Annotated in this window: 21 protein-coding genes; 9 read left to right on the top strand and 12 right to left on the bottom strand. The window is 44.9% G+C overall.

Features of this window, described 5'->3' with window-relative positions; genetic code table 11:
• Positions 1-9: 9 nt before the first annotated feature.
• A complete protein-coding gene (locus QT990_RS06385; protein ID WP_333465047.1) occupies positions 10-723 on the bottom strand; it encodes a PspA/IM30 family protein in 714 nt (237 codons plus the stop codon).
• Between the two features lie 315 nt (positions 724-1,038).
• Between QT990_RS06385 and QT990_RS06390 the strand changes: the two genes are divergently transcribed.
• The gene (locus QT990_RS06390; RefSeq protein WP_333465048.1) at positions 1,039-2,472 is read left to right on the top strand and encodes a transposase; all 1,434 of its coding nucleotides are present in this window, start codon (positions 1,039-1,041) and stop codon (positions 2,470-2,472) included.
• A gap of 13 nt (positions 2,473-2,485) precedes the next feature.
• On the opposite strand, the gene fabD is transcribed toward QT990_RS06390, so the two are convergent.
• From fabD to plsX, 3 genes are all read right to left on the bottom strand, one after another.
• Positions 2,486-3,367: an ACP S-malonyltransferase gene (gene fabD / locus QT990_RS06395; protein ID WP_333139258.1), complete on the bottom strand. Its 882-nt coding sequence runs from the start codon at positions 3,365-3,367 to the stop codon at positions 2,486-2,488.
• A gap of 503 nt (positions 3,368-3,870) precedes the next feature.
• Complete coding sequence (locus QT990_RS06400) at positions 3,871-4,872, bottom strand: beta-ketoacyl-ACP synthase III (protein ID WP_333139260.1); 1,002 nt, start codon at positions 4,870-4,872, stop codon at positions 3,871-3,873.
• A 163-nt stretch (positions 4,873-5,035) separates the two neighbouring features.
• Positions 5,036-6,085 carry a phosphate acyltransferase PlsX gene (plsX, locus tag QT990_RS06405; protein WP_333139262.1) on the bottom strand — a complete coding sequence of 350 codons (1,050 nt, stop codon included), beginning with the start codon at positions 6,083-6,085 and terminating at the stop codon, positions 5,036-5,038.
• 356 nt (positions 6,086-6,441) lie between these two features.
• Here plsX and QT990_RS06410 point away from each other — a divergent pair, with 356 nt between their 5' ends.
• The 7 genes from QT990_RS06410 (at position 6,442) to QT990_RS06440 (ending at position 12,220) form a co-directional block, all read left to right on the top strand.
• A complete protein-coding gene (locus QT990_RS06410) occupies positions 6,442-7,776 on the top strand; it encodes a D-alanyl-D-alanine carboxypeptidase (protein ID WP_333139264.1) in 1,335 nt (444 codons plus the stop codon).
• 81 nt (positions 7,777-7,857) lie between these two features.
• Entirely contained in the window at positions 7,858-8,142 is a 285-nt protein-coding gene (gene rpsP / locus QT990_RS06415; protein ID WP_333085027.1) for a 30S ribosomal protein S16, read from the top strand.
• Entirely contained in the window at positions 8,114-8,602 is a 489-nt protein-coding gene (locus QT990_RS06420) for a KH domain-containing protein (protein ID WP_333085049.1), read from the top strand. Before rpsP ends, QT990_RS06420 begins: the two co-directional genes overlap by 29 nt.
• Positions 8,603-9,144: 542 nt before the next feature.
• Positions 9,145-10,098 carry a PhoH family protein gene (locus QT990_RS06425; RefSeq protein ID WP_333057402.1) on the top strand — a complete coding sequence of 318 codons (954 nt, stop codon included), beginning with the start codon at positions 9,145-9,147 and terminating at the stop codon, positions 10,096-10,098.
• A gap of 290 nt (positions 10,099-10,388) precedes the next feature.
• Positions 10,389-10,793 carry a ChuX/HutX family heme-like substrate-binding protein gene (locus tag QT990_RS06430; protein ID WP_333057403.1) on the top strand — a complete coding sequence of 135 codons (405 nt, stop codon included), beginning with the start codon at positions 10,389-10,391 and terminating at the stop codon, positions 10,791-10,793.
• Positions 10,794-11,036: 243 nt separating this feature from the next.
• The gene (locus tag QT990_RS06435; RefSeq protein WP_333139267.1) at positions 11,037-11,813 is read left to right on the top strand and encodes a DUF6816 family protein; all 777 of its coding nucleotides are present in this window, start codon (positions 11,037-11,039) and stop codon (positions 11,811-11,813) included.
• Between the two features lie 173 nt (positions 11,814-11,986).
• Positions 11,987-12,220 carry a hypothetical protein gene (locus QT990_RS06440; protein ID WP_333300402.1) on the top strand — a complete coding sequence of 78 codons (234 nt, stop codon included), beginning with the start codon at positions 11,987-11,989 and terminating at the stop codon, positions 12,218-12,220.
• A gap of 60 nt (positions 12,221-12,280) precedes the next feature.
• On the opposite strand, the gene QT990_RS06445 is transcribed toward QT990_RS06440, so the two are convergent.
• Positions 12,281-13,678 carry an ATP-binding protein gene (locus tag QT990_RS06445; protein WP_333139271.1) on the bottom strand — a complete coding sequence of 466 codons (1,398 nt, stop codon included), beginning with the start codon at positions 13,676-13,678 and terminating at the stop codon, positions 12,281-12,283.
• A 238-nt stretch (positions 13,679-13,916) separates the two neighbouring features.
• Between QT990_RS06445 and QT990_RS06450 the strand changes: the two genes are divergently transcribed.
• Positions 13,917-15,326 carry a hypothetical protein gene (locus tag QT990_RS06450; RefSeq protein WP_333139273.1) on the top strand — a complete coding sequence of 470 codons (1,410 nt, stop codon included), beginning with the start codon at positions 13,917-13,919 and terminating at the stop codon, positions 15,324-15,326.
• Positions 15,327-15,440: 114 nt separating this feature from the next.
• Here the strand turns inward: QT990_RS06450 and QT990_RS06455 are convergent, their stop codons facing one another.
• The 7 genes from QT990_RS06455 to QT990_RS06485 form a co-directional block, all read right to left on the bottom strand.
• Positions 15,441-16,424, bottom strand: coding sequence for a hypothetical protein (locus tag QT990_RS06455; RefSeq protein WP_333139275.1), 984 nt, complete (start codon positions 16,422-16,424; stop codon positions 15,441-15,443).
• 274 nt (positions 16,425-16,698) lie between these two features.
• Entirely contained in the window at positions 16,699-16,917 is a 219-nt protein-coding gene (locus QT990_RS06460; protein WP_333139277.1) for a type II toxin-antitoxin system HicA family toxin, read from the bottom strand.
• The gene (locus tag QT990_RS06465; RefSeq protein ID WP_333139279.1) at positions 16,917-17,162 is read right to left on the bottom strand and encodes a type II toxin-antitoxin system HicB family antitoxin; all 246 of its coding nucleotides are present in this window, start codon (positions 17,160-17,162) and stop codon (positions 16,917-16,919) included. The genes QT990_RS06460 and QT990_RS06465 overlap by 1 nt, the downstream gene beginning before the upstream one ends.
• Positions 17,163-17,246: 84 nt before the next feature.
• The gene (locus tag QT990_RS06470) at positions 17,247-17,642 is read right to left on the bottom strand and encodes an ACP S-malonyltransferase (protein WP_333139281.1); all 396 of its coding nucleotides are present in this window, start codon (positions 17,640-17,642) and stop codon (positions 17,247-17,249) included.
• Positions 17,639-18,013, bottom strand: coding sequence for a DUF433 domain-containing protein (locus tag QT990_RS06475; RefSeq protein WP_333139284.1), 375 nt, complete (start codon positions 18,011-18,013; stop codon positions 17,639-17,641). The genes QT990_RS06470 and QT990_RS06475 overlap by 4 nt, the downstream gene beginning before the upstream one ends.
• A 132-nt stretch (positions 18,014-18,145) precedes the next feature.
• On the bottom strand, positions 18,146-18,751 hold the full coding sequence (locus QT990_RS06480; RefSeq protein WP_333139286.1) for a Uma2 family endonuclease: 606 nt from the start codon (positions 18,749-18,751) through the stop codon (positions 18,146-18,148).
• 63 nt (positions 18,752-18,814) lie between these two features.
• The gene (locus QT990_RS06485; protein ID WP_333139287.1) at positions 18,815-19,423 is read right to left on the bottom strand and encodes a Uma2 family endonuclease; all 609 of its coding nucleotides are present in this window, start codon (positions 19,421-19,423) and stop codon (positions 18,815-18,817) included.
• Between the last annotated feature and the right edge of the window lie 70 nt (positions 19,424-19,493).

The raw sequence follows: 19,493 nt of genomic DNA on the forward strand, positions 1-19,493 counted from the left end.
AAATTGTCCTTAGCTGGGAAGTTCTTTGTTGTTGGAGTCGTCTAACATTTGTAGCCTGCGATTAACTTCATCGTCTAAGGTCATATTGTCTAATTCTGCCTGAAGTCTTTCTTGGGGATTCTCAGAGAGTTCTGCTAAAGCTTGCTGTTTGAGGTGGCGGCCGTGGACGGCGTTTTTGGCTTGCTCAAACTGCGATCGAGCTGAATCTATACTGAGGTCGTTGTTGACTTTGGATATGGCTCCGAGGGCTTCGTTAATCTCGGCCATATCTTTCATATTTTGCATATCAGTTTTGTAAGCTTCCAGCTTCATCCGTTCTCGATTTAGCTTGTCTTTGGAAGCGTTGACGTATTGTTCGGCTTGTTTTACTTGGGATTCTAATTGCGGCAGAATTTGTTCTGTCTGAATTACCTTCGCCATTGCCAAGCGGGCTGCTTCTTCGTTGCCGTTGCGCTGGGCTGTGATGGCTTGGCGCTCTACGGTTTGCATTTCCCTAACTTTTTCTTCATATTTAGTTTTGGCGCGCTGGTAGGCTGCAACTTGGGTGGAGACTGCTACTGCTAGCTTTTGCACTGATTCTTGCATCGATCGCAGTGACTCTTCGGCTACCGCCACCGACACCTGGCCGCCGGATTCCACGGGCAGTCCCCACATCCAGTTCCACGCACCTACTATGGTTCTGCCTGCCTTGTCGCCCATCAACCAGTAAAGGACTTTTTTCATATAAACATCCAGATAAGCTTGGTTTTTACGCCTAGTCTACATCAGGATTTGGCGATCGCCCCGTCAGGTCGATCGATTTCTCGATTTTTGATTAACTAACAGCCGGGAAGTCCCTCGGTATATTTAGAGGGGACGCATCTGAGCGCTGCGCGAAGTACCCCGAATAAATTACGCCCGCGTGATGGAAAGAAGCGTCGGATGTCGCGGACGGAAGCCGACAACTAGATTTTGCGAAAACCTTAACTTTTAAAATACGTTCTAAATATTGTAGTAGGAAAATGGTATATTAAAGTAGGTCGAAAAAAGAAGTTTTTTATGCAACTCACATATAAGTACCGCCTCAAGCCAACCAAGCCCCAACTAGCAACAATTGCTACTCATCTAGAACTCTGTCGTAGGCAGTACAACTACCGTCTGGGCGAAAGATTTAGGTGGTGGGAGTCCACGAGAACACCTATCAACGCCTGTCCTTTAATTGTTTCTATAGTCCCGATTGAGGAAATTTATCAAGATATCCCCTTAACTAGGGTGCAAACTAGGGACGGCAGAAAAAAGGATGAGTCAGGCAATCCTTTGACCAGGAAAGGTGACGTTTTCTCGAACATTGAAGGCGGATATGTACAGTGGCAAACCATACAATTGGCTGACCTAAAAAACACAAAAAAGCTATTTCATGATTACAAACTGTTAGATTCTCAGGTTTTGCAAGATGTCGTCAACAGAGTGGAAACTTCTTTCTCAAACTTTACCACGCCCGACAAAAATGGCAATCGTAGAGGTAAGCCCAGATTCAAAGGGCTTCATTACTACAAATCTTTCACTTATCCTCAACTAGACAATCTTGATATTGTTAAGGACGAGCCAGATAGAATTTGTATTAGCCTCGCAAAAATAGGTCAAGTGCCTATGGTTTTCCATCGTCCAATACCAACAGGATTCAAGGTTAAGACGGGTACAGTTATCAGAGAAGCGGATGGGTGGTATATTTCCTTGACGCTAGAAGATAAAACAGTTCCCGTAACGGTTGCAGAAATTCAGCCGACGGTCGAAAATACTATTGGTATCGATCTGGGGATCACTAATTACGCTGATCTTTCTAATGGTGAAAGAGTTGAGAATCCTAGATTCTTGAGGAAGTCGACCCAGAAATTAGCAAGGCTTCAAGCGAAGTTAGCTAATAGAGTTAAAGGTTCCAAGCCTTGGAAAATCATCAAGGACAAGATTTCCCAACTCCATCAGTTCGTAGCTAGAGCTAGATTAGATTTTCAGTTTAAAACTGCACATGAGCTATTCGGTAAATGTGATGTTTTAGTTGTTGAAGATTTGAGTGTCAAAAATTTAACTAGACGTGCCCGGCCCAAGACTGATGTTGAAAATGGTAATTTGGTTTATTTGCCGAACGGTCAGTCAGCTAAAAGTGGCTTGAATAAATCCATGCTTGATGCGGCTCATGGGCAATTCGCCAGCGTCCTAAAATATGTCGCCTGGAAATTGGGTAAAAGCATTTTGTTTGTCGATCCAAGAGGAACTTCTCAACATTGCTGGAATTGCCTCAACAAAGTACCGAAAGAATTATCGGAGCGGTGGCATTCTTGTCAATGCGGAGAATTTTTGGATCGAGATAAAAACTCAGCTAAGCTTATAAAGAGAATTGGTCTAAGTTACGAAAGTGGCGGGGGAACTCCGTCACTCAAAAAAGCCTTTGAAAAAAAGGAAAAAGAAGCCTGCGGTCTAACGGTAATCCGTTGACCGTCAGGTTCGTTCACGCGGGCAAATCTGCAAAACTGCTAACATTTACCAGCGCTAAATCGGGACAAGTCCGTTTGATCAAACCTGTGAGAACTTTGCCGGGGCCAATTTCCACTACGCGATCGATTCCTTGTTGCGGCAATTGCAGGGAAATTTCTCGCCAACGCACGCCTTTGGTCATCTGCTGAGTCAACCGCTGCTTTAAAGTGGCTGCGCTGGTAGTGGCTGACGGTTCTGCGTTCGAGAGAACCAGCATTTTAGCATCGGAAAACCTTGCAGACTTTAAGGCTACTTGAAACTCTGCAGCCACTGATGCCATCAGCGGAGAGTGAAACGCACCGGAAACATTCAATTTAACAGCGCGTTTGACTTTGATTTTGGCAAGCAAATCTTCTACTGCAGCGGGCGTTCCAGAAATCACGACTTGTGCTTCGCTGTTGTCGTTAGCCAGCACCACGTCTCGGCTGTATTGAATTTGCAATTCTAGTTCCTGCCTGTCGAACCCGATCAAAGCCACCATTTGCCCGCCGGAGGCAGTGTCCATAAGTTCGGCGCGGCGTTTGACTAAGCGCAATCCGGTTTCAAAGTCAAAGACGCCTGCTGCGTAGAGGGCAACGTATTCTCCTAAACTGTGACCGGCAACTACCGCTGGTCGATCGCTTTTCTCTCGCACTAAGTCGGCCAAAATACTTTCTACTACGAACAAGCAAGGCTGAGTGTAGAGAGTCCGAGATAGTTTTGCTTCTTCTTTTTGGCAAACTTCCGGGACAGACCAGCCTAAAATTTCTTTAGCGAGCTCAAATTTGGCTTTGGCTGTTGGCAAGTTTAATAAGTCTGCACCCATCCCGATCGCCTGGGAACCTTGTCCGGGAAATACCCATGCTGTTTTAGTCATTTTTCCGGTAATCTGCTAATTGGTGGTTGCTAATTGGTGATTGCAAAAATTCTTTCTTTCCCGCTTCTAAGTTCGCTCGCTGGTATCCGCTATCTTTCGGTTAACGAACTATCTACTCGCGACTCATAATTATAACATCTAACTGCGATTTTTACCAGGTTTATTTTTTTTTGCTACTTTAATCTGATTAATAGGGGTAGCACAATTTTCAAGCTTCAAGCCGGGGAAAGTCGATCGAAGAATAGAGGATTTTCAATCTCAGGGCGGACTTGTCAAGAACTCCTGTCCCGAGGGAGTACGGCTGCGCCCCTTGCCCTATGTATGGCTTGTTAAAGGATTTGTATTATGCAGCGGTCGCACTCCCCACAATCATTAGCCAAAGTTTAAAGCCACAAAACATTATACCAGTTCCCAAAAATAATGAAACTGCTTTAGCAGCTCCAAACCCATAGTTCCTCAGTAATTCCCAATCGAAAATCGAAAATCGAAAATCGAAAATGGTATTACCTTCCCCATTGAAAAATCGCAGCCCCCCAAGTCAAACCAGCACCGAAACCAGCAGCAGCAATAGTATCGCCCGCTTTAACTTTACCCAGACGCACGGCTTCGTCTAAGGCAAGGGGAATTGAAGCCGCTGAGGTATTGCCGTAATTCGCCAAATTGCTGATTACTTTTTCGGGGGGAATCTTTAGCCTTTGGGCAACTGCATCGAGAATCCGCTGATTGGCTTGGTGCAACAACAGCCAGTCTATTTCAGCAGCGCTAATATTTGCCCGAAACATAGCTTTTTCTATGACTTCCGGCACTTTTCTCACGGCAAAGCGATAGATTTCTTGACCGTTCATTGTGATGGGATGAAATCCGCCAACTCCGACGCTGACGCCCTCAATTAATTCTTTTGACTCGGCTTTGTAAGCCAAATTGAGAGACGAATTTTGCGTGCCGTCGCTGCGAATTTCAAATCCCAAAAAGGAATCGACTTCTGAAGCTTGCAATACCACCGCACCTGCACCGTCTCCAAATAGAATGCAAGTACCCCGATCCGACCAATTCACCCAGCGAGACAAAATATCTGCTCCGATTAGCAAAACATTTTGATACACCCCTGTCCGAATGAACTGCGAGGCTGTCACTAAACCAAAAATAAAGCCCGAACAAGCTGCTGTCAAATCAAAAGCCACAGCTTTTGTTGCGCCCAACTGATATTGAATTTTACTGGCAGTGCCAAACAAATCGTCAGGACTTGAGGTCGCCAAAATAATTAAATCGATATCTGTCGGCGAAATTTCTGCCATTGCGATCGCCTGAAGCGATGCCTCGGACGCTAAATCGCACAAAGAAGTGCGGGCGTCCGCCAGCCTGCGGGAGCGAATACCCGTCCGCGCCCCAATCCACTCGTCAGAAGTTTCTACAATCTGACTCAAACCGTTATTATCCAGCGAAACCTGCGGTGTACAAGAACCGCTACCTGTGACGGCAATGCCGTACCCTGATTGCTGCAACATTCCTCTCCATTTATGAGCGATCGAGCGAGAAATTAAAAATTAAAAACTACCAATTAAAATTATTTTTTAAACTGCTGAAATTACTTTTTTTTAAGCAAAACAGTTGGTTTAAGCTGACATTTTTAATTTTACATTTTTAATTTTTAATTCCTACTTACTGCCTCTAATTCACAGCTTCTTGTTCCAGAGCGCTTTGGTTGTTGGACGATCGAATTCGCTCCAGCACTTGGTTGTCAATAGCCTCCTTCGCCAAACGAATGGCATTGAAAATCGAGCCAGCTTGAGACGAACCGTGGCTGATAATGCAAACTCCAGCAACGCCCAATAGCAAACCGCCGCCGTGTTCAACGTGGTCTACCCGCTGCTTAAATCCTTGCAAGCTTTTTTGCAGCATAGGGTCGTTAATTTGATGTTGGAGTCCTTTGACCAACTCTTCCTTAAGCACCTGGACTACGACTTCGCCCACTGCTTCCGCAAACTTCAACAACACGTTGCCGACAAACCCGTCGCAGACAATCACGTCGAATTTCCCCGACAGCACGTCGCGGCCTTCGGCATTGCCCACAAAAGGAATGTTCGGGTTGTCCACCAATAACTGGTGGGTTCGCACGGCTGCGTCGTTGCCTTTAGAAGGTTCTTCGCCAATGTTGAGCAGGCCGATTTTAGGTTCGGTGACGCCCAGCACGCACTGGCTGTAAATAGTTCCCATAAGAGCGAACTGCTCCAAAAATTTGGGGCGGCAGTCCACATTAGCGCCGACATCGAGAATGAGTACAGCGCTGCCCGGTATCATTGTCGGCAAAACCGCACCGATCGCAGGGCGATCGATTCCGGGGAGCCGGCCCAACCTGAGCAGGGCAGCAGCCATTGCCGCGCCGGAGTGACCGGCTGACACCACAGCATCAGCTTGCTGCTGCTTTACCAAGTTCATCGCTACGTTAATCGAAGCGTTGGGCTTGCGTTTGAGGGCACTCAAAGGTTCTTCGTGCATTTCGATCGCTCCTTCAGAAGGAACGATTTCTAGCTGACCTGTAGAGACGCGGCCGATCGCGTCTTGTTGCCGGAGCGAGTCTTCTATTTGCTGTGGGTCGCCCACAAGCAAAATCTCTACGCCTAATTCTTCTTGTGCCTTAAGCGCTCCAGCTACAACTTCGGCGGGGGCATGATCCCCACCCATAGCGTCTATTGCAATTCTTGCGCGTGTCGATCCCATTGACCAATGTTTGAGAAACACTAAAAATTCTACCAGGAAGTCAGGAGCGTGAATCCACAAGTCTGAATAAAGAATTACAATTGGCGATCGCCCGATCGGACAATTCTTATTTCCGGCTACTCTGATAGAACTTGTTTTGTCACTACTTTACTATTTTTGACGGCATATTGAAAAAATCAATGAAATAGTTTACATGGCCGCAAGCACTTTAGTCCGGGAACGCCGGATTCATCCGTGGAGCGAGAAAAAAGCTCCCCATCCTCATCACTTGCCCCTGGATTTATCAGTGGGAGCGCTTTCTTCAATCTGAAATCTAAAATCTAAAATCTAAAATCGATTGACTTTAGGAGTAAAAAATGCTGGATTTATTTAGCTCAGGGATGATGTCTCTGTGGCTGGACATGGCTGGGGTAGGCAGTGCCGCGCCTAATGCTGCGTCCGTGCTGGCTTGGCGGGGAGGGATACCTGGGTTAGTGGTGGCCCAAGATTTGGCTTTTGGGGGAATAAATGCGGCAAATCCAGACTTGCCCGCAGAAGCGACGGTACGGGAATATTTAAAAGAGTTGAAAGACAAAAACCTGATTGATGGAAATCAGGGAATTTGGGTGCAAGCGGGAATGGTGCCGCTGGTAAGTCAGCAGGGGAAGACGCTGATGCCTGGGGCTTCGCTGACTAAGATTGCGACTTCTCTGGCGTCGCTGGAGACTTGGGGCCCGGATTATCAATTTGAAACGCGGTTCCGAGCAACGGGGCCGATTAGCAATGGGGTATTGCAAGGAGATTTGGTGGTCAGCGGCGGGGGCGATCCGCTGTTTGTGTGGGAGGAGGCGATCGCCGTGGGCAATGCTCTCAATCAAATGGGTATCGAGCGCGTGGCGGGCAATTTGGTGGTGACAGGCAATTTCCGCATGAATTATCAGTCCGATCCTTTGGTGGCGGGGGAGATACTGCGGCAAGCTCTTGAGGGTAGCAATTGGCCTGCGGACGTGGTGGCAATGTATTCTAAGATGGCTCCAGGAACTAGAAAGCCGCAAGTAACGGTGGCCGGCAGCGTCATTGCTGAGAAATTTGTGACTTCGGGGCGTTTGCTGCTGAAGCGCCGATCGCTTCCTTTAGCCGAAATTCTCAAGCAGATGAACGTCCACAGCGATAATGAAATAGCTCAGATGCTGGCCGACGATTTGGGCGGGGCAAAAATAGTGCAGCAGCAAGCGACTTGGGCTGCGGGGGTGCCGGAGGAGGAACTTCAATTAGTTAACGGTTCGGGACTGGGAGTGGAAAATCAGATGTCTCCGAGGGCGGCTTGCGGGATGATGCAGGCGATCGGGCGCAACCTTCAGACGACTGGGCTGACAGTTGCTGACTTGTTTCCGGTGTCCGGGCGCGATAAAGGAACTTTGGAATACCGACACATTCCGCGATCGGCTGTGGTGAAAACTGGTACTTTGGACACGGTGATTGCTTTGGCTGGAGCTATACCCACGCGCGATCGGGGTTTAGTTTGGTTTGCAATTATTAATCGCGGCACCGATTGGGACTCTTTGAGAGCGCAGCAAGATATATTTTTGCAAAAATTGGTGCAGCAATGGGGAACTGCATCGATTTTACCAGTAGCAATTACACCGCACATTGACGGCGCCAGACCTGCCTTGGGGGCAGCAAATCGTAGCGATATTTTGGTCGGAGGTTAAGAAATAGGGGTTGAGTTGGGGTTCGAGGAAGGAGCACTGACAAAATAGCTTAGAATTGGAACAAGACTATTGTGCAAGAAGATGATCAAACTGCGATTGAAGAGATACGGGAAAAAACGCGAGACCAGCTACCGGATTGTAGCGATGAACAGTTCTACTCGCCGCGACGGCCGTCCCCTAGAAGAGCTCGGCTATTACAACCCCAGAAATAACGAAACCAGGCTGGATGTTCCAGCGATTGTCAAGCGCCTGCAAGACGGCGCTCAGCCAACTGACACCGTGCGTGACATCCTGAGAAAAGCCCATGTATTTGAACAAGTCGGAGCCGGAGCTAACGTTGAATCCAGCACAGCAACAGTCAGCTAGTCCCAACTATGCTGGACTGGTTAAGTTTTTAATTGGGCCTTTTTTAGAGACCCCCGGCTCTTTGCGGGTTGATTGCGAACTGCACCCGCGCCAATCGCGGGTCTGGGTTAGGCTTGCTTTTGAAGATCCGGACAAAGGCCGGGTTTACGGTAGGGGTGGACGCAATATTCAGGCAATTAGGACTACGCTCGAAGCGGTGGCGCAGACGGCGGGTCAGTCCCTCTACTTAGATATATACGATGGTGAAGCGGGCGATCGTGGATCTGGCCCGCCCAGGGGCGATCGCGATCGCCCGGATCGCGACCGCCCAGATCGTGGCTCGCGGGAGCCGCGAGGCGACTTCCGACCCCGGACGCCACCTCCGTCGCCGAGTCCCTTGGCTAGCAGAACTCCGAGAGAACAACCTCGCCGTACTAACACACCTACGTTTAGAACGAGCAGAAATACTCCCGGTTATTAACCAGGGCTGTTTCATTCTCGGTAGGGGCCGTGCCCCCGTGCCGGCCCTCTTGGTCTGATCTGCTGATCGAATCCTCTAGGTCGGGGGTAGGCACGGGGAGTAGGGGTAGCACTACAAGAGTCAAAATTCATGTTTTTGGTGAGAATGAAACAGCCCTGCGGTTATTAACTAACTGCAGAGCCAAGAAAGAATTTTAGATTTTAGATTGCCTGTTGTAGACTTTGTATTACAAGCTCCGTTTGGTTTGAAATTGCCGGTTTTGCGATCGGAAACAAATGTAAAATTTAAAATTTCAAATGTCAGCGGCATCAGGTTAATCTAAGATCTAAAATTTCAAATCTAAAATCTAAAATTGCCTGACTTAATAGAAGGGAGATTTGATTTGTGCCTCAAGCACCAAACTCATTTGGGAGCTAAATCTAAAAGACGCCTTAGATACTAGGTAAAACCTAGTAACGGGCGTCTTTTTGTTCGCAAATAGTGACGGGTTGAACGTTTAGTTGTTAACTTTTAATTGCTTATTTGGAGGAGATTATGTTGGCATGAATGAAAAACTAACAATAGAGTTACCGAGCACTCAAAGTGCAATGTCGCTGGCCGGTAATCAAGAAGAAAACCTGAAAATGATCTCTAAGCAAACCGGTGCTACCCTGGTAATGCGAGGGCAAGAACTGCTGATTTCTGGCACAAAAAGTCAAGTAGAATTGTGTCATAAATTAGTGCGATCGCTCTCCGACTATTGGAAATCCGGCAAAAATATTACCGGAGTTGAAATCCAGACGGCGCGCCAAGCTTTGGATAGCAACCGCCAAGGCGATTTACAAGACTTGCAGCGAGACGTTCTCGCCAGAACCCGTCGCGGCGAAGAAATTAGAGCCAAAACCTTCAAGCAGCGGCAATACGTCCAAGCAGTACGCACGCACGACCTGACATTTTGCATTGGCCCCGCTGGTACTGGCAAAACATTTCTAGCAGCTATTTTCGCCGTGCAAGCGCTGTTGAGCAAGCAGTACGAACGGCTAATTTTAACAAGGCCAGCCGTGGAAGCTGGCGAAAAATTAGGGTTTTTGCCGGGAGATTTGCAGCAAAAAGTCGATCCATATTTGCGCCCGCTTTACGACGCCCTGCAAGAAATGATCGACCCTGAAAAAATGGCCGATTTAATGGAAAGAGGCTTGATCGAAGTAGCTCCTTTAGCTTATATGCGGGGGCGCACTCTCAGCAATGCTTTCGTAATTTTGGACGAAGCTCAAAATACGACGCCGGCTCAGATGAAAATGGTGTTGACTCGTCTGGGCTTTCGATCGAGAATGGTAGTAACGGGGGATATCACTCAAACAGATTTGCCGCCAAACCAACAGTCGGGATTGTCAGTCGCCCAAAACATTCTACGCAACGTTGAGGGCATTGCTTTCTGCGAATTCTCTCAGGCGGATGTGGTGCGACATCCTCTAGTGCAGCGGATTGTCGCTGCTTATGAACTGCACGAAACATAGTCAGTAGTCATTAGTCATTAGTCAGTAGTCATTAGTCAGTAGTCATTAGTCAGTAGTCATTAGTCAGTAGTCATTAGTCATTAGTCATTAGTCATTAGTCATTAGTCATTAGTCATTAGTCAGTAGTCATTAGTCATTAGTCATTAGTTGTTGGTTGTTAGTTATTGTGGTTTTTAATTACCAATAATCAATGCCCAATGCCCCATGCCCAATGCCCCATGCCCAATGCCCCATGCCCCATGCCCCATGCCCAATTCCCCATGCCCAATACCCAATTCCCAAATTAAATTATGCCTAATCTGAAAGAATTCTTAGAAGCTTGCGAACAATTGGGCACCCTGCGTTTAATCGTGACTAGCAGCGCGGCTGTGCTGGAAGTGCGCGGTTCAATTCACAAGCTGTTTTATGCGGAGTTGCCGAAGGGTAAATATGCCAATATGCACGCCGAAATATTTGAGTTTCACCTAAATATGGACAAAATAAAACAGGTGAAGTTTGAAACGGGTGAGGCGAAAAGAGGCAATTTCACTACTTATGCAATCCGTTTTCTCGACGAACAAAATGAGGCTGCTTTGAGTGCGTTTTTGCAGTGGGGAAAGCCAGGGGAATACGAACCCGGACAGGTGGAAAATTGGCACGAATTGAAGGAGAAATACGGGGAAGTTTGGGAACCTGCACCTGTTGAGGCGCTTTAAAAAATCGGCTTTTCCATCTTTGAATTGCATATTGGGGGCGGGTAGGATGCCCAACCCCTAATCCCCACAAGCAGAACATTTATTTTTGTGGAACAGGCATCTTGCCTGTTTATGAAAATGGTATAAAATATGATGTTTAACTGATTTGTTGTCTAATTTTTGAATTAATGAACCGCAGAGGGCGCAGAGAACGCAGAGAAGAGAAAGAGAGACAGAAAATTAGTTGTTTGAATGTAATTGGGTATGAAGGTAATTTGGGCTTTTTGTCTGGTTTTGGCGGTACTTCTGTGGGGTGGGGCTGCGATAGCGGGGGTTTTGGGCGATCGCATATCAAGTTTTCCTAATTGGGAAAGCAAGCCTCCTATCGCTGTAGCTAAGGGAGATTTGGTATATCCCGACTGGATGGCCGGCAATTGGAATGTGGCGAGCACTTTGGTGGATTTAGCCGCTCCTTTAGCGCCAAATATTGTGACGCCTGGGTTTGAAAGCAACCGCCAGTATTTGCAGCATCCAGTATTATTTAAAGTGCGATTTCAACCTGAAAAAAATATTGGGTTAATTTCTAATTATACATTTAAAAATGCTCAAAAGATTGTAGCCGATCGCACTTTTAACGGTTTGAATATTGCCAAGGCTTATTTAGGCGATCGTGGCGTACTTTCGGTGAAAGTCGATCCGACCAATCCCAACCGCCAAATTACTGTTTTGAAAGGGGAACGCCAACTAATTTCGATTGTTACCAGTCGGGGAACTGAGACGCCGAATCCTCGCGAGTTTGTGTCTACAGAGATTTCTCAGCAGATTTTTCGGGGAGAGTCTGATATTTATTTAAACGAGGTGGAAACAACAACGGCTTATCGAGTTGTTGCAGGCGGGAAAAATGGCGATTCTGCGGGTAAAAGAATTGAGGCGGATCAGGTGACAGCGATTTATTTGTCGCCGCAAGACCCGGATTATTTTGCGGCTGGCGGGCATCCTGTGGCTTTGTACCGATATCGGTTGGAGTTGGTGCGGGCATAATTAAATTGTCATCTCGATCTACCTAGCGATCGACTTTGTTCGGCCCTGTCTCTGGTTTCATCAGCTTGGCTAATAACCCTCATCAGTTTAACTGTCGCTATGTTGGGAGTTGCTGGTGTCTTCGGTGGTTCTTTGTTCTCCGCCGTGCACGGTTCTTTGGTAACATCTTCCTTGTGACAGTGACGAGTGGTGGAATTGATACGCTGGAAATCTATCGTCGGGTTGGAGTGCAGGAGGTTTGGTTTTGGGAGGATGGTGTAATTTGGGTTTATTGCTTGCGTCCAACGGGATATGAGTTGGTGAGTAAGAGTGAACTGTTGGCCAAGTTGGATTTGCGATCGATCGAATTCTATTCGCGTATGGCCGACCAATATGATGCGGTGAATGCTTTTATGCGATCGTTGTAGAATAGAAAAGAGTAATTCTGTGGTTTAATTGCTTTGCGATCGGGTGAAATTACCCATAGCTTATATAAGATTTAACTTGCACTGAATGTATGCTTTGAATACGGGATTGAGGAAAAAGAGCGATCGCCCTCCTACTAACACTTTTTCCACTAAGCCGCGTCGCGCTAAAGATTGTATGGCTTGCCAAAATTCTGGTTGGGATAATTCACTCTCAGTAGCTTTTCGGGAAATATCTACACTTTCATTTTGAGTTGCTAACCAGTATAACGCCTTTTTTTCGGAGTCTGATAAACGCTCTAGGTGAGATTCTAAGATGGGTTCTAAGTCACCTAAAAATAAATCATTTACATCGGACAAAAACCGGGAAACGCTACCATCAAATAACTCCAAAATAGTGGCAGCAATTATATTTAGCCAGGAAGGATGACCTTGATAAAGGGCGAGCAAGTCTGACCATTTTTCCTCATCGACTAATCCTTTTTGTTGGAAAATTTCTGTGGCTTGTTGTCCTAACCCTTTGAGGTGTAAGCTTCGCGTGGAGAGGTTTTCGGCTTCTAAATTCGCGATTTCTTTGGGTTTTTCCCAACTGAGGAGGATTAAACAACTCTGATGGGAGGATGTGGCAATTTGTTTAAAAAATTTGCCATAGTCTTCATAGCCTGCTAAATATTGACCTGCTAATTGACTGCTACTAAAAATATTCTGTACGTCATCAAGAATGACTAGACAGCGAGAAGATCGGAAATAATCGATGATTGTGGGTAATGGGGGTTGTTGCGATCGCCCAAAAAACTGCTTGAGTTCGGTTTGGAGGGTTGAAAGTGTGGGAGTGTTGGTGAGGCTTAACCAAATAATATAATCAAATTCGGTTTGAATTTGTTCGATGAGTTTGAGGGCGATCGCACTTTTGCCAATTCCACTTAAGCCGTAGACGGTAATCAAGCGGGTGTGGGCTTGTAAAATCCATTGTTTGAGGGTGGAGAGTTCTGAGGTGCGATCGTAAAAGTAAGGGAGTTCGGGTGCGTCTGTTAAATCGATTATGGGCGATCGGGCTTGATTTTGGGGAGAATCTGGGGGTGAGGGCGATCGCTGCTTGGCCTCTTCTGCATCTTGCCTTTTTTCTCCACAGATATTGATATGAGTTCTATTAATTTTACTATTAACAATCTGTGAAGAGTTACCAAAATTGTAAATACTAGATACTGCTTTGCTTTCTAAAATAGAGCGAACATTAGATTGTTTAATATCGTCTCCCAATATGTCAGAAAGCATCTTCCATAATTTCCTAGAAACTTGTTTAATATGATCTTCACTACGATTGCACTTTTTAGCTATCTTATGATATTTCTCCCCCTCCCAAACTTCTTTTAAGATAGAGCTTTGTAATGAATCAATATGTTTTCCCGTCTTCACAAATACTTGCTCGTCAGTCCATTGTAAAACCTCTTGGATGTCCATACCTAAAAGGGGGTTGAGTTTTGGTCGTCACACTATATCACACTTTATCACACTTTATCACACCTGGAAAACTAAATAACACTTTTTCTTCTTAATAAATTTTTAAAAAAAAGGTAACTGTACACTAAATAACACTTTTATGAATAGCCAAAAATACATTTTCATATTAAATTACGATCAGGAGAGATATAAGGAATATAGTAGAAGTTTATAAGTTATCAAATGCTCTGGAGGAAATATGACACCGTTTAACTGGTTTGCCAAAGATGCCTCTCAAGGAGAGCAGAAACTCACTTCTGGGGATGTGCAGCGGATAGTTGGCGAATTTAATAAATGTTTGCCACGCATTCTGGGGACACCTGAAGTTTTAGAGGGGATAACCTTTGAGGAGGCTATCAGTTATTTCCAGAGCGATCGTCCAGGAACTCCTAATTTAAAAAAAGGAGCAATTATTCGCCAAGAGCATCCCGAAGGGCAAATTTTAGGACAGGTGTTTTTAGACGAAAAGAATAACCTTGTTTGTCATTCAAATGGAATACCTTATGGTCGTCAGTTGATTGCCAAAAAGCTAGATCAAAAATTAACTGATGTCTTGGGCGCTCAAGAATTAGTGACCATTGAGTTGAAGGCTAAAGAATCTGGTGAATCTCAGCTTACTGAAGAACCTACTCAAAAATCGCGGATTGTCAAAATTTCTAAGATAGTTAGTATCATTATTTGGTCGATTATAATTCTAATTGTATTCATCCCGTTACTGGGACGATTAGTTATGAGTCAGGCTTTGGCGGCAGAATTAACCTCTCCTCCCTCCCTAGAAGTTACTCAATCTCTAGTGGCCTTTGGTGGAAGAGAAGAAGCTTTCAAAAAAGCTGTGAACAGTGCCAATCAAAGTGCTAAACAATATGCTAACAATGAATTGAATCGGTGGGAAGCTGATTTAATAAATCGAATTGATACGGATTTTTTAAATTGGTATTTTAATTATTTTAATCAGAAACAGCAAGAATTTGGTGTTCTTTTTCAATATATAGGCGAGAATGTTATGAATGGGTTTAATCCGACTATAGTCAATGAAAAGATTGCCAAAAGCATAAATGACAATATTCAAAGAGAATTTTCGAGGAGAGTATTGCAAGCAAATTCAGCCGAGATGAAATTTCATACCATAGTAATCGATACGGCTAATTTTTATATTGAACAATTATCTAAGGAGTTTGATGATGTACCAAAAATGTATACAATTCCCCAATCCGACTGGGTTAAATATTTAGAAGGTATAAATTTTAGGCTACAAAATGAACGAGGAGATGAAGTATCTTTAGTAAGATTTGTAGGTGCTGCTGGAACTGCTAAAATTACGGCTACAATTGCTGCTAAAGCAGGTAGTAAAGCTGTAGCTGCTCTTTCTGCGAAACTAGGCAGTATGATTGAGCCTACCCTTGCCATAGGTTTAATCGCTTGGGATTATTGGGATTATACGCAAGGAGTTAAAGAAGACAAGCCCCGTTTGCGTGAAGATTTAGTCAACTCTTTACATGACATTAAAAAATCTATTTTGAGCGAACCCGAACATAGTGTAATGTGGGTGGTCAATGAATTAGAGGAACAAATTAAAAACAATGTTTGGCAGGCGAAATTTCCGGCTTAAAAGTTTAGAATTGATATGCTTTCTATTTACATAGCAGTTTTACGCTGCGTCAGGGAAAATAAATCTCCAATTGGAGAATAGGACTTGCCCTGACGCACTGTTATCCACCTTTAACTAGCGAGGCCCAGCTTCAATAGCAGAATTAGCTATTTGAACTAGCGTTTCCTCTCGCCCATTCTTCATCGTTACTCGATACAAAACGCCTTGATACTGCCATTCAACTAAGGCCGTGCAGTAAGCACCGCAGCCATTAGAAAAAACTCCTTGTGTTCTGCCGGCTAATTGAATGGTTTTGAATTCACTCCTGAATCCTCTAGGGGGTGGTTGGGCTGGTTCTCCACCTCTTTCTGCTGAGATACTCCCGATATAGCAAGGCGTACTGCTGCAATTAGGTATGTGGCCCATGTCAACACTATAGCCATTTGTTTCTACTCGGTTTTTTAAGTAAATTTTTTCTGAGAATGGAAGCTGACTGGGGAGAAAAATTGGTACTCTTGTCTTACCTTCAATCTGCGATAGAATTTCACGAACTGGAAAAGAAATACTCGATCGAGAATTACCTCCTTCAGAATTAGCAGACTGAGGGCGAAACCCTTGCACAAAATTCGTCCACCGCTGAATTTTATTACCAGTAATATCTAAAATTGGAATAGAACGAGTCCTCGATATTGGCCGCCCCGCCTCCCCCTGAGAATATTCGATCGCAGTACGCTCTGGTTTCCCTAAACCATAAGTATTAGCAATATCGCTAGCCAATTGACAGTTGATTCTGAATTGCCCCATGTCAATTTTACCATTTCCAGCGAAGTAATACCAAGTCCTACCGCCAGCGTTGGGTATCTCCTGACAGTCCGAATATGTCACCTCAAACATCTTGGCAATATGCACGTCATAGAGGCGCAACTGACCCCCATAAGCAGATTTTGTGGTATTGGTTTCTGACACCGTAAGGGTATAAGTTCCTTCCGCGTGTTGCAATCTCATGGGAACTTGTGTTTGAGCGATCGCCTCTGGTATCCTCTGAATGGGAGTTCCCAAAACCCAACTCAAAGTAATAATAGCAAAGCTGCTTAGGAATAGTTGTTTTACCCCTCTCATTTGTTCCTATAAAACTATTGGATAGTTGTATTATAGAGCCTTAGTTTAACCGAAGCAGGACTTACCTGCGTTGAGGCCAAGAAACCGGGTTTCTGCGATAATTTACGCATCGTCACCCAGATTTAGGAAGAAACCCGGTTTCTGACTACCCACGAGAAAACCCAAAATCCAAGAAACCGGGTTTTTGCGACAATCTCGGAATTCCCACGCCCGATTTTGCAAAAAAAACCGGTTTCTGACTCCACAAAATTATTTTTACATAGCAGTCAAAAAATTAGAGGTTTTCCCAATCACTAATATCAACTTTAGCCTGTCCCAAAATTTTAGCTAAAAAGTTGGCACTGATATCACCTTGATGAGGATTGGGGATGGTAATGCGAAGGTTATCTTTCAACATGAACTGATGCCTTTTTCCCGAATAGGGGCCGTCAAATCCCAGTTGTTTTAGGTAATAAATTAAGTCTCGACGTTTGATTGGTTTTAAAGGGGGCATCAGGCGACTTCTTTAGTAATTGTCAGGTCGATATTATCAAGAACTGGTAAAGGAAGTTTCAGGGTGAGACCAAGTAAAATCCAGTCTTCCAATACCTCTTGCAATTCTTCTCGACAAGCTTCGAGACTTACAGCATTTGCATAGACTCCCTCACAGATAGGAATTTCTCCGTAGAAAGTCCCATCATCAGGGAAAATTTCATACTTAGCTTGCTTCATCGCAGCTTGGATGTATTTAGTTAACATATTAAAGCAATCTCCTTTTGGGATTTTTAGCTGATGACGTTATGATAGAGTGCGATCGCACTTCTTCAACAATCTCGACCAACCTCATGGGATAAAAAGCCGACTTACACCCATATAAGTATTAAGATCAATCACAATTTCAACCAGACGAATTGCACAACGCTGCCGATATTCAGAGTCATTCAACAAGCGATCGGCATCGCCAATAGTAATCACGGGTAATGATTTAGAAGTAATTTCCTCGCGCATCACTTGTTCCAGAGAGTTATCGCCCTTCATACTCCGATTCGCTGTCAATAAAATCATCGGGTTTGATTGAGCCAACCGCCAAACTACCCGATCGTCACTATCGATCGGCAGGCTCATTTCATCAAAGGTGATAAATCGAATGAGAACCCAATCTAGCCAGCCACTACTCACAATGCTACCTGAGAGAAGTACGGCGTGTCCTCTCAAATTATGATCGACTAAAAAATTCATGGCTGAGACTTAAGTTTGGCTTTTGCTGCTTGAAGTTTGGCTCGAATAGCTTCTTCACCAGGTTTGGGTGGTTGGGCGGCAATTCGGGCAATGAGATCGCGATTTTTTTCTTCATAGTACAGCCGCAGTTCTTCAGCTTCTTTAAGAACCATTTGATACTCAGCTTCAACATCAGCTCGATTTGCCTCAATATAAGTTAAAGCCGCATTAATTTGTTCCTCTGTAAGGTCAAACAATCCCCTGATAAACTTAGGCGGATATTGAGCCGTCACATAGTCCATGATGTCGTAGATGGTGATGCGCGTACCTGCGATGGACAGTCCTCTTTCTGTACGGACGATCGCTGTTTGTTCGTTGGATATGTTTGTCATCGTTATAGCCTCCTAGAATTTAGTTTTATATTACTAGCTGATTACCCGCAATTTTCGGATTCGGTCTTACTAGCTGTCTAAGTTAAATTATCAATACTACTCGCCATTTTCCAGAGTCCGATCGCACTTTCATTAAAAAGCCAGTTTTTGAAATAACTCGGCAATCGCAAGAGTAAAGCCGGGGACGATTTCTTCCCCATCGAGGGAGTTAACGGACTTAAGCAGGCGATCGGGTTCTTGGGACGATCGATAAACTAACACATACTGTTCTTGAGGATGAATCACCCAGACTAAACGCGCCCCATTCTCGAAATATTCTACGAGTTTGTCGTGAATTTCTGCCACTGTATTGCCAGGAGAAAGGATTTCTACGGCAAGATCCGGCGCACCTTCTAGAAAGCCATCGGGGAGATCATCTAGCCCTTGCAGGCGTTCTTTTGCCATGAAGGAAACATCGGGCGATCGCTTGTTTCCTGATTTCATTTTAAAAGCAGTGCTAGAGTCGAACATCGCGCCTAGCTTTTGAATGTGGACATAACCACCTAGCAAAATCATCAATATACTGCAAACATAACCGTGTTTTGCACCCGAATTTCCCATGTCAATTAGTTCTCCATTTACAATCTCATACCGGTGTCCGTCTCGGTTGAGTGCCATGAATTCGGCATCAGTCCAGATTTTTTTATCCGCTGGTGTTTCAAGTTGGTTTTCTGTAGCGTTTTGAATTAGAGTAGCCATAGCTTTTCCTAAACTTATATTTCTAGTTAAACACAATCCCTTTCAAACTCGAAAAAATACCCCTTAAAAACTAATGCGGCGATAGACTTCCGACATCGGAAGTTCTATATTTAAACTGTGCAGGACGATCGCCCGATCGAGCCGATCGCAAACTTGCCATTGCCAACGATCACTACTTTGGCGATCGCCATTATAATATTGCTCAATATATGGTTCAGCTTGACTCACCAGCAAATATTCACAAAAACTAGCAAGAGAGCGATATTTTCGGAACTTTTCACCTCGATCGTAAGCTTCCGTAGATGGCGAAAGAACTTCCACAATCAGTAAAGGATTGAGAATTTCATCCGTGCGATCGCCATTGAATTCCGGTTCACCATTGACGACCATAACATCGGGATAAGTTCCATGATTGAAGCTAGGAATCCAAATGCGTAGATCGCCGTTATAGATTTGAAAATTTGTGTCTCGCACAGCCACGTTAAGAAAAGTCGTAATGTCTACGGTAATACGGCTGTGAGGGGGGGAACCTCCTGGCATAGCGATAATCTCTCCGTTACAGTATTCGTGACGTTCTTCAGCAGTTTCCTCGATCGCCCGGTATTCATCTGGAGTAAAGCGAGTCTTTGTCGCATCGGGAAGATTTGGCGGGTTGGTTTGAGTTATAACCACGATCGCACCTCCTAAATAATTAGACCTTAAATAATTATGGCTGACAGCTAGATAATTGTCTCAACCCAGA

Origin of the sequence: Microcoleus sp. T3_B1, from assembly GCF_036700445.1 — a bacterium.
Lineage (GTDB): Bacteria > Cyanobacteriota > Cyanobacteriia > Cyanobacteriales > Microcoleaceae > Microcoleus.

Excerpts from the sequence above, each read along its gene's own strand:
- QT990_RS06385 (WP_333465047.1), bottom strand. The coding sequence starts at position 723 with ATGAAAAAAGTCCTTTACTGGTTGATGGGCGACAAGGCAGGCAGAACC.
- QT990_RS06390 (WP_333465048.1), top strand. The coding sequence starts at position 1,039 with ATGCAACTCACATATAAGTACCGCCTCAAGCCAACCAAGCCCCAACTA.
- fabD (WP_333139258.1), bottom strand. The coding sequence starts at position 3,367 with ATGACTAAAACAGCATGGGTATTTCCCGGACAAGGTTCCCAGGCGATC.
- QT990_RS06400 (WP_333139260.1), bottom strand. The coding sequence starts at position 4,872 with ATGTTGCAGCAATCAGGGTACGGCATTGCCGTCACAGGTAGCGGTTCT.
- plsX (WP_333139262.1), bottom strand. The coding sequence starts at position 6,085 with ATGGGATCGACACGCGCAAGAATTGCAATAGACGCTATGGGTGGGGAT.
- QT990_RS06410 (WP_333139264.1), top strand. The coding sequence starts at position 6,442 with ATGCTGGATTTATTTAGCTCAGGGATGATGTCTCTGTGGCTGGACATG.
- rpsP (WP_333085027.1), top strand. The coding sequence starts at position 7,858 with ATGATCAAACTGCGATTGAAGAGATACGGGAAAAAACGCGAGACCAGC.
- QT990_RS06425 (WP_333057402.1), top strand. The coding sequence starts at position 9,145 with ATGAATGAAAAACTAACAATAGAGTTACCGAGCACTCAAAGTGCAATG.
- QT990_RS06430 (WP_333057403.1), top strand. The coding sequence starts at position 10,389 with ATGCCTAATCTGAAAGAATTCTTAGAAGCTTGCGAACAATTGGGCACC.
- QT990_RS06435 (WP_333139267.1), top strand. The coding sequence starts at position 11,037 with ATGAAGGTAATTTGGGCTTTTTGTCTGGTTTTGGCGGTACTTCTGTGG.
- QT990_RS06445 (WP_333139271.1), bottom strand. The coding sequence starts at position 13,678 with ATGGACATCCAAGAGGTTTTACAATGGACTGACGAGCAAGTATTTGTG.
- QT990_RS06450 (WP_333139273.1), top strand. The coding sequence starts at position 13,917 with ATGACACCGTTTAACTGGTTTGCCAAAGATGCCTCTCAAGGAGAGCAG.
- QT990_RS06455 (WP_333139275.1), bottom strand. The coding sequence starts at position 16,424 with ATGAGAGGGGTAAAACAACTATTCCTAAGCAGCTTTGCTATTATTACT.
- QT990_RS06460 (WP_333139277.1), bottom strand. The coding sequence starts at position 16,917 with ATGCCCCCTTTAAAACCAATCAAACGTCGAGACTTAATTTATTACCTA.
- QT990_RS06465 (WP_333139279.1), bottom strand. The coding sequence starts at position 17,162 with ATGTTAACTAAATACATCCAAGCTGCGATGAAGCAAGCTAAGTATGAA.
- QT990_RS06470 (WP_333139281.1), bottom strand. The coding sequence starts at position 17,642 with ATGAATTTTTTAGTCGATCATAATTTGAGAGGACACGCCGTACTTCTC.
- QT990_RS06475 (WP_333139284.1), bottom strand. The coding sequence starts at position 18,013 with ATGACAAACATATCCAACGAACAAACAGCGATCGTCCGTACAGAAAGA.
- QT990_RS06480 (WP_333139286.1), bottom strand. The coding sequence starts at position 18,751 with ATGGCTACTCTAATTCAAAACGCTACAGAAAACCAACTTGAAACACCA.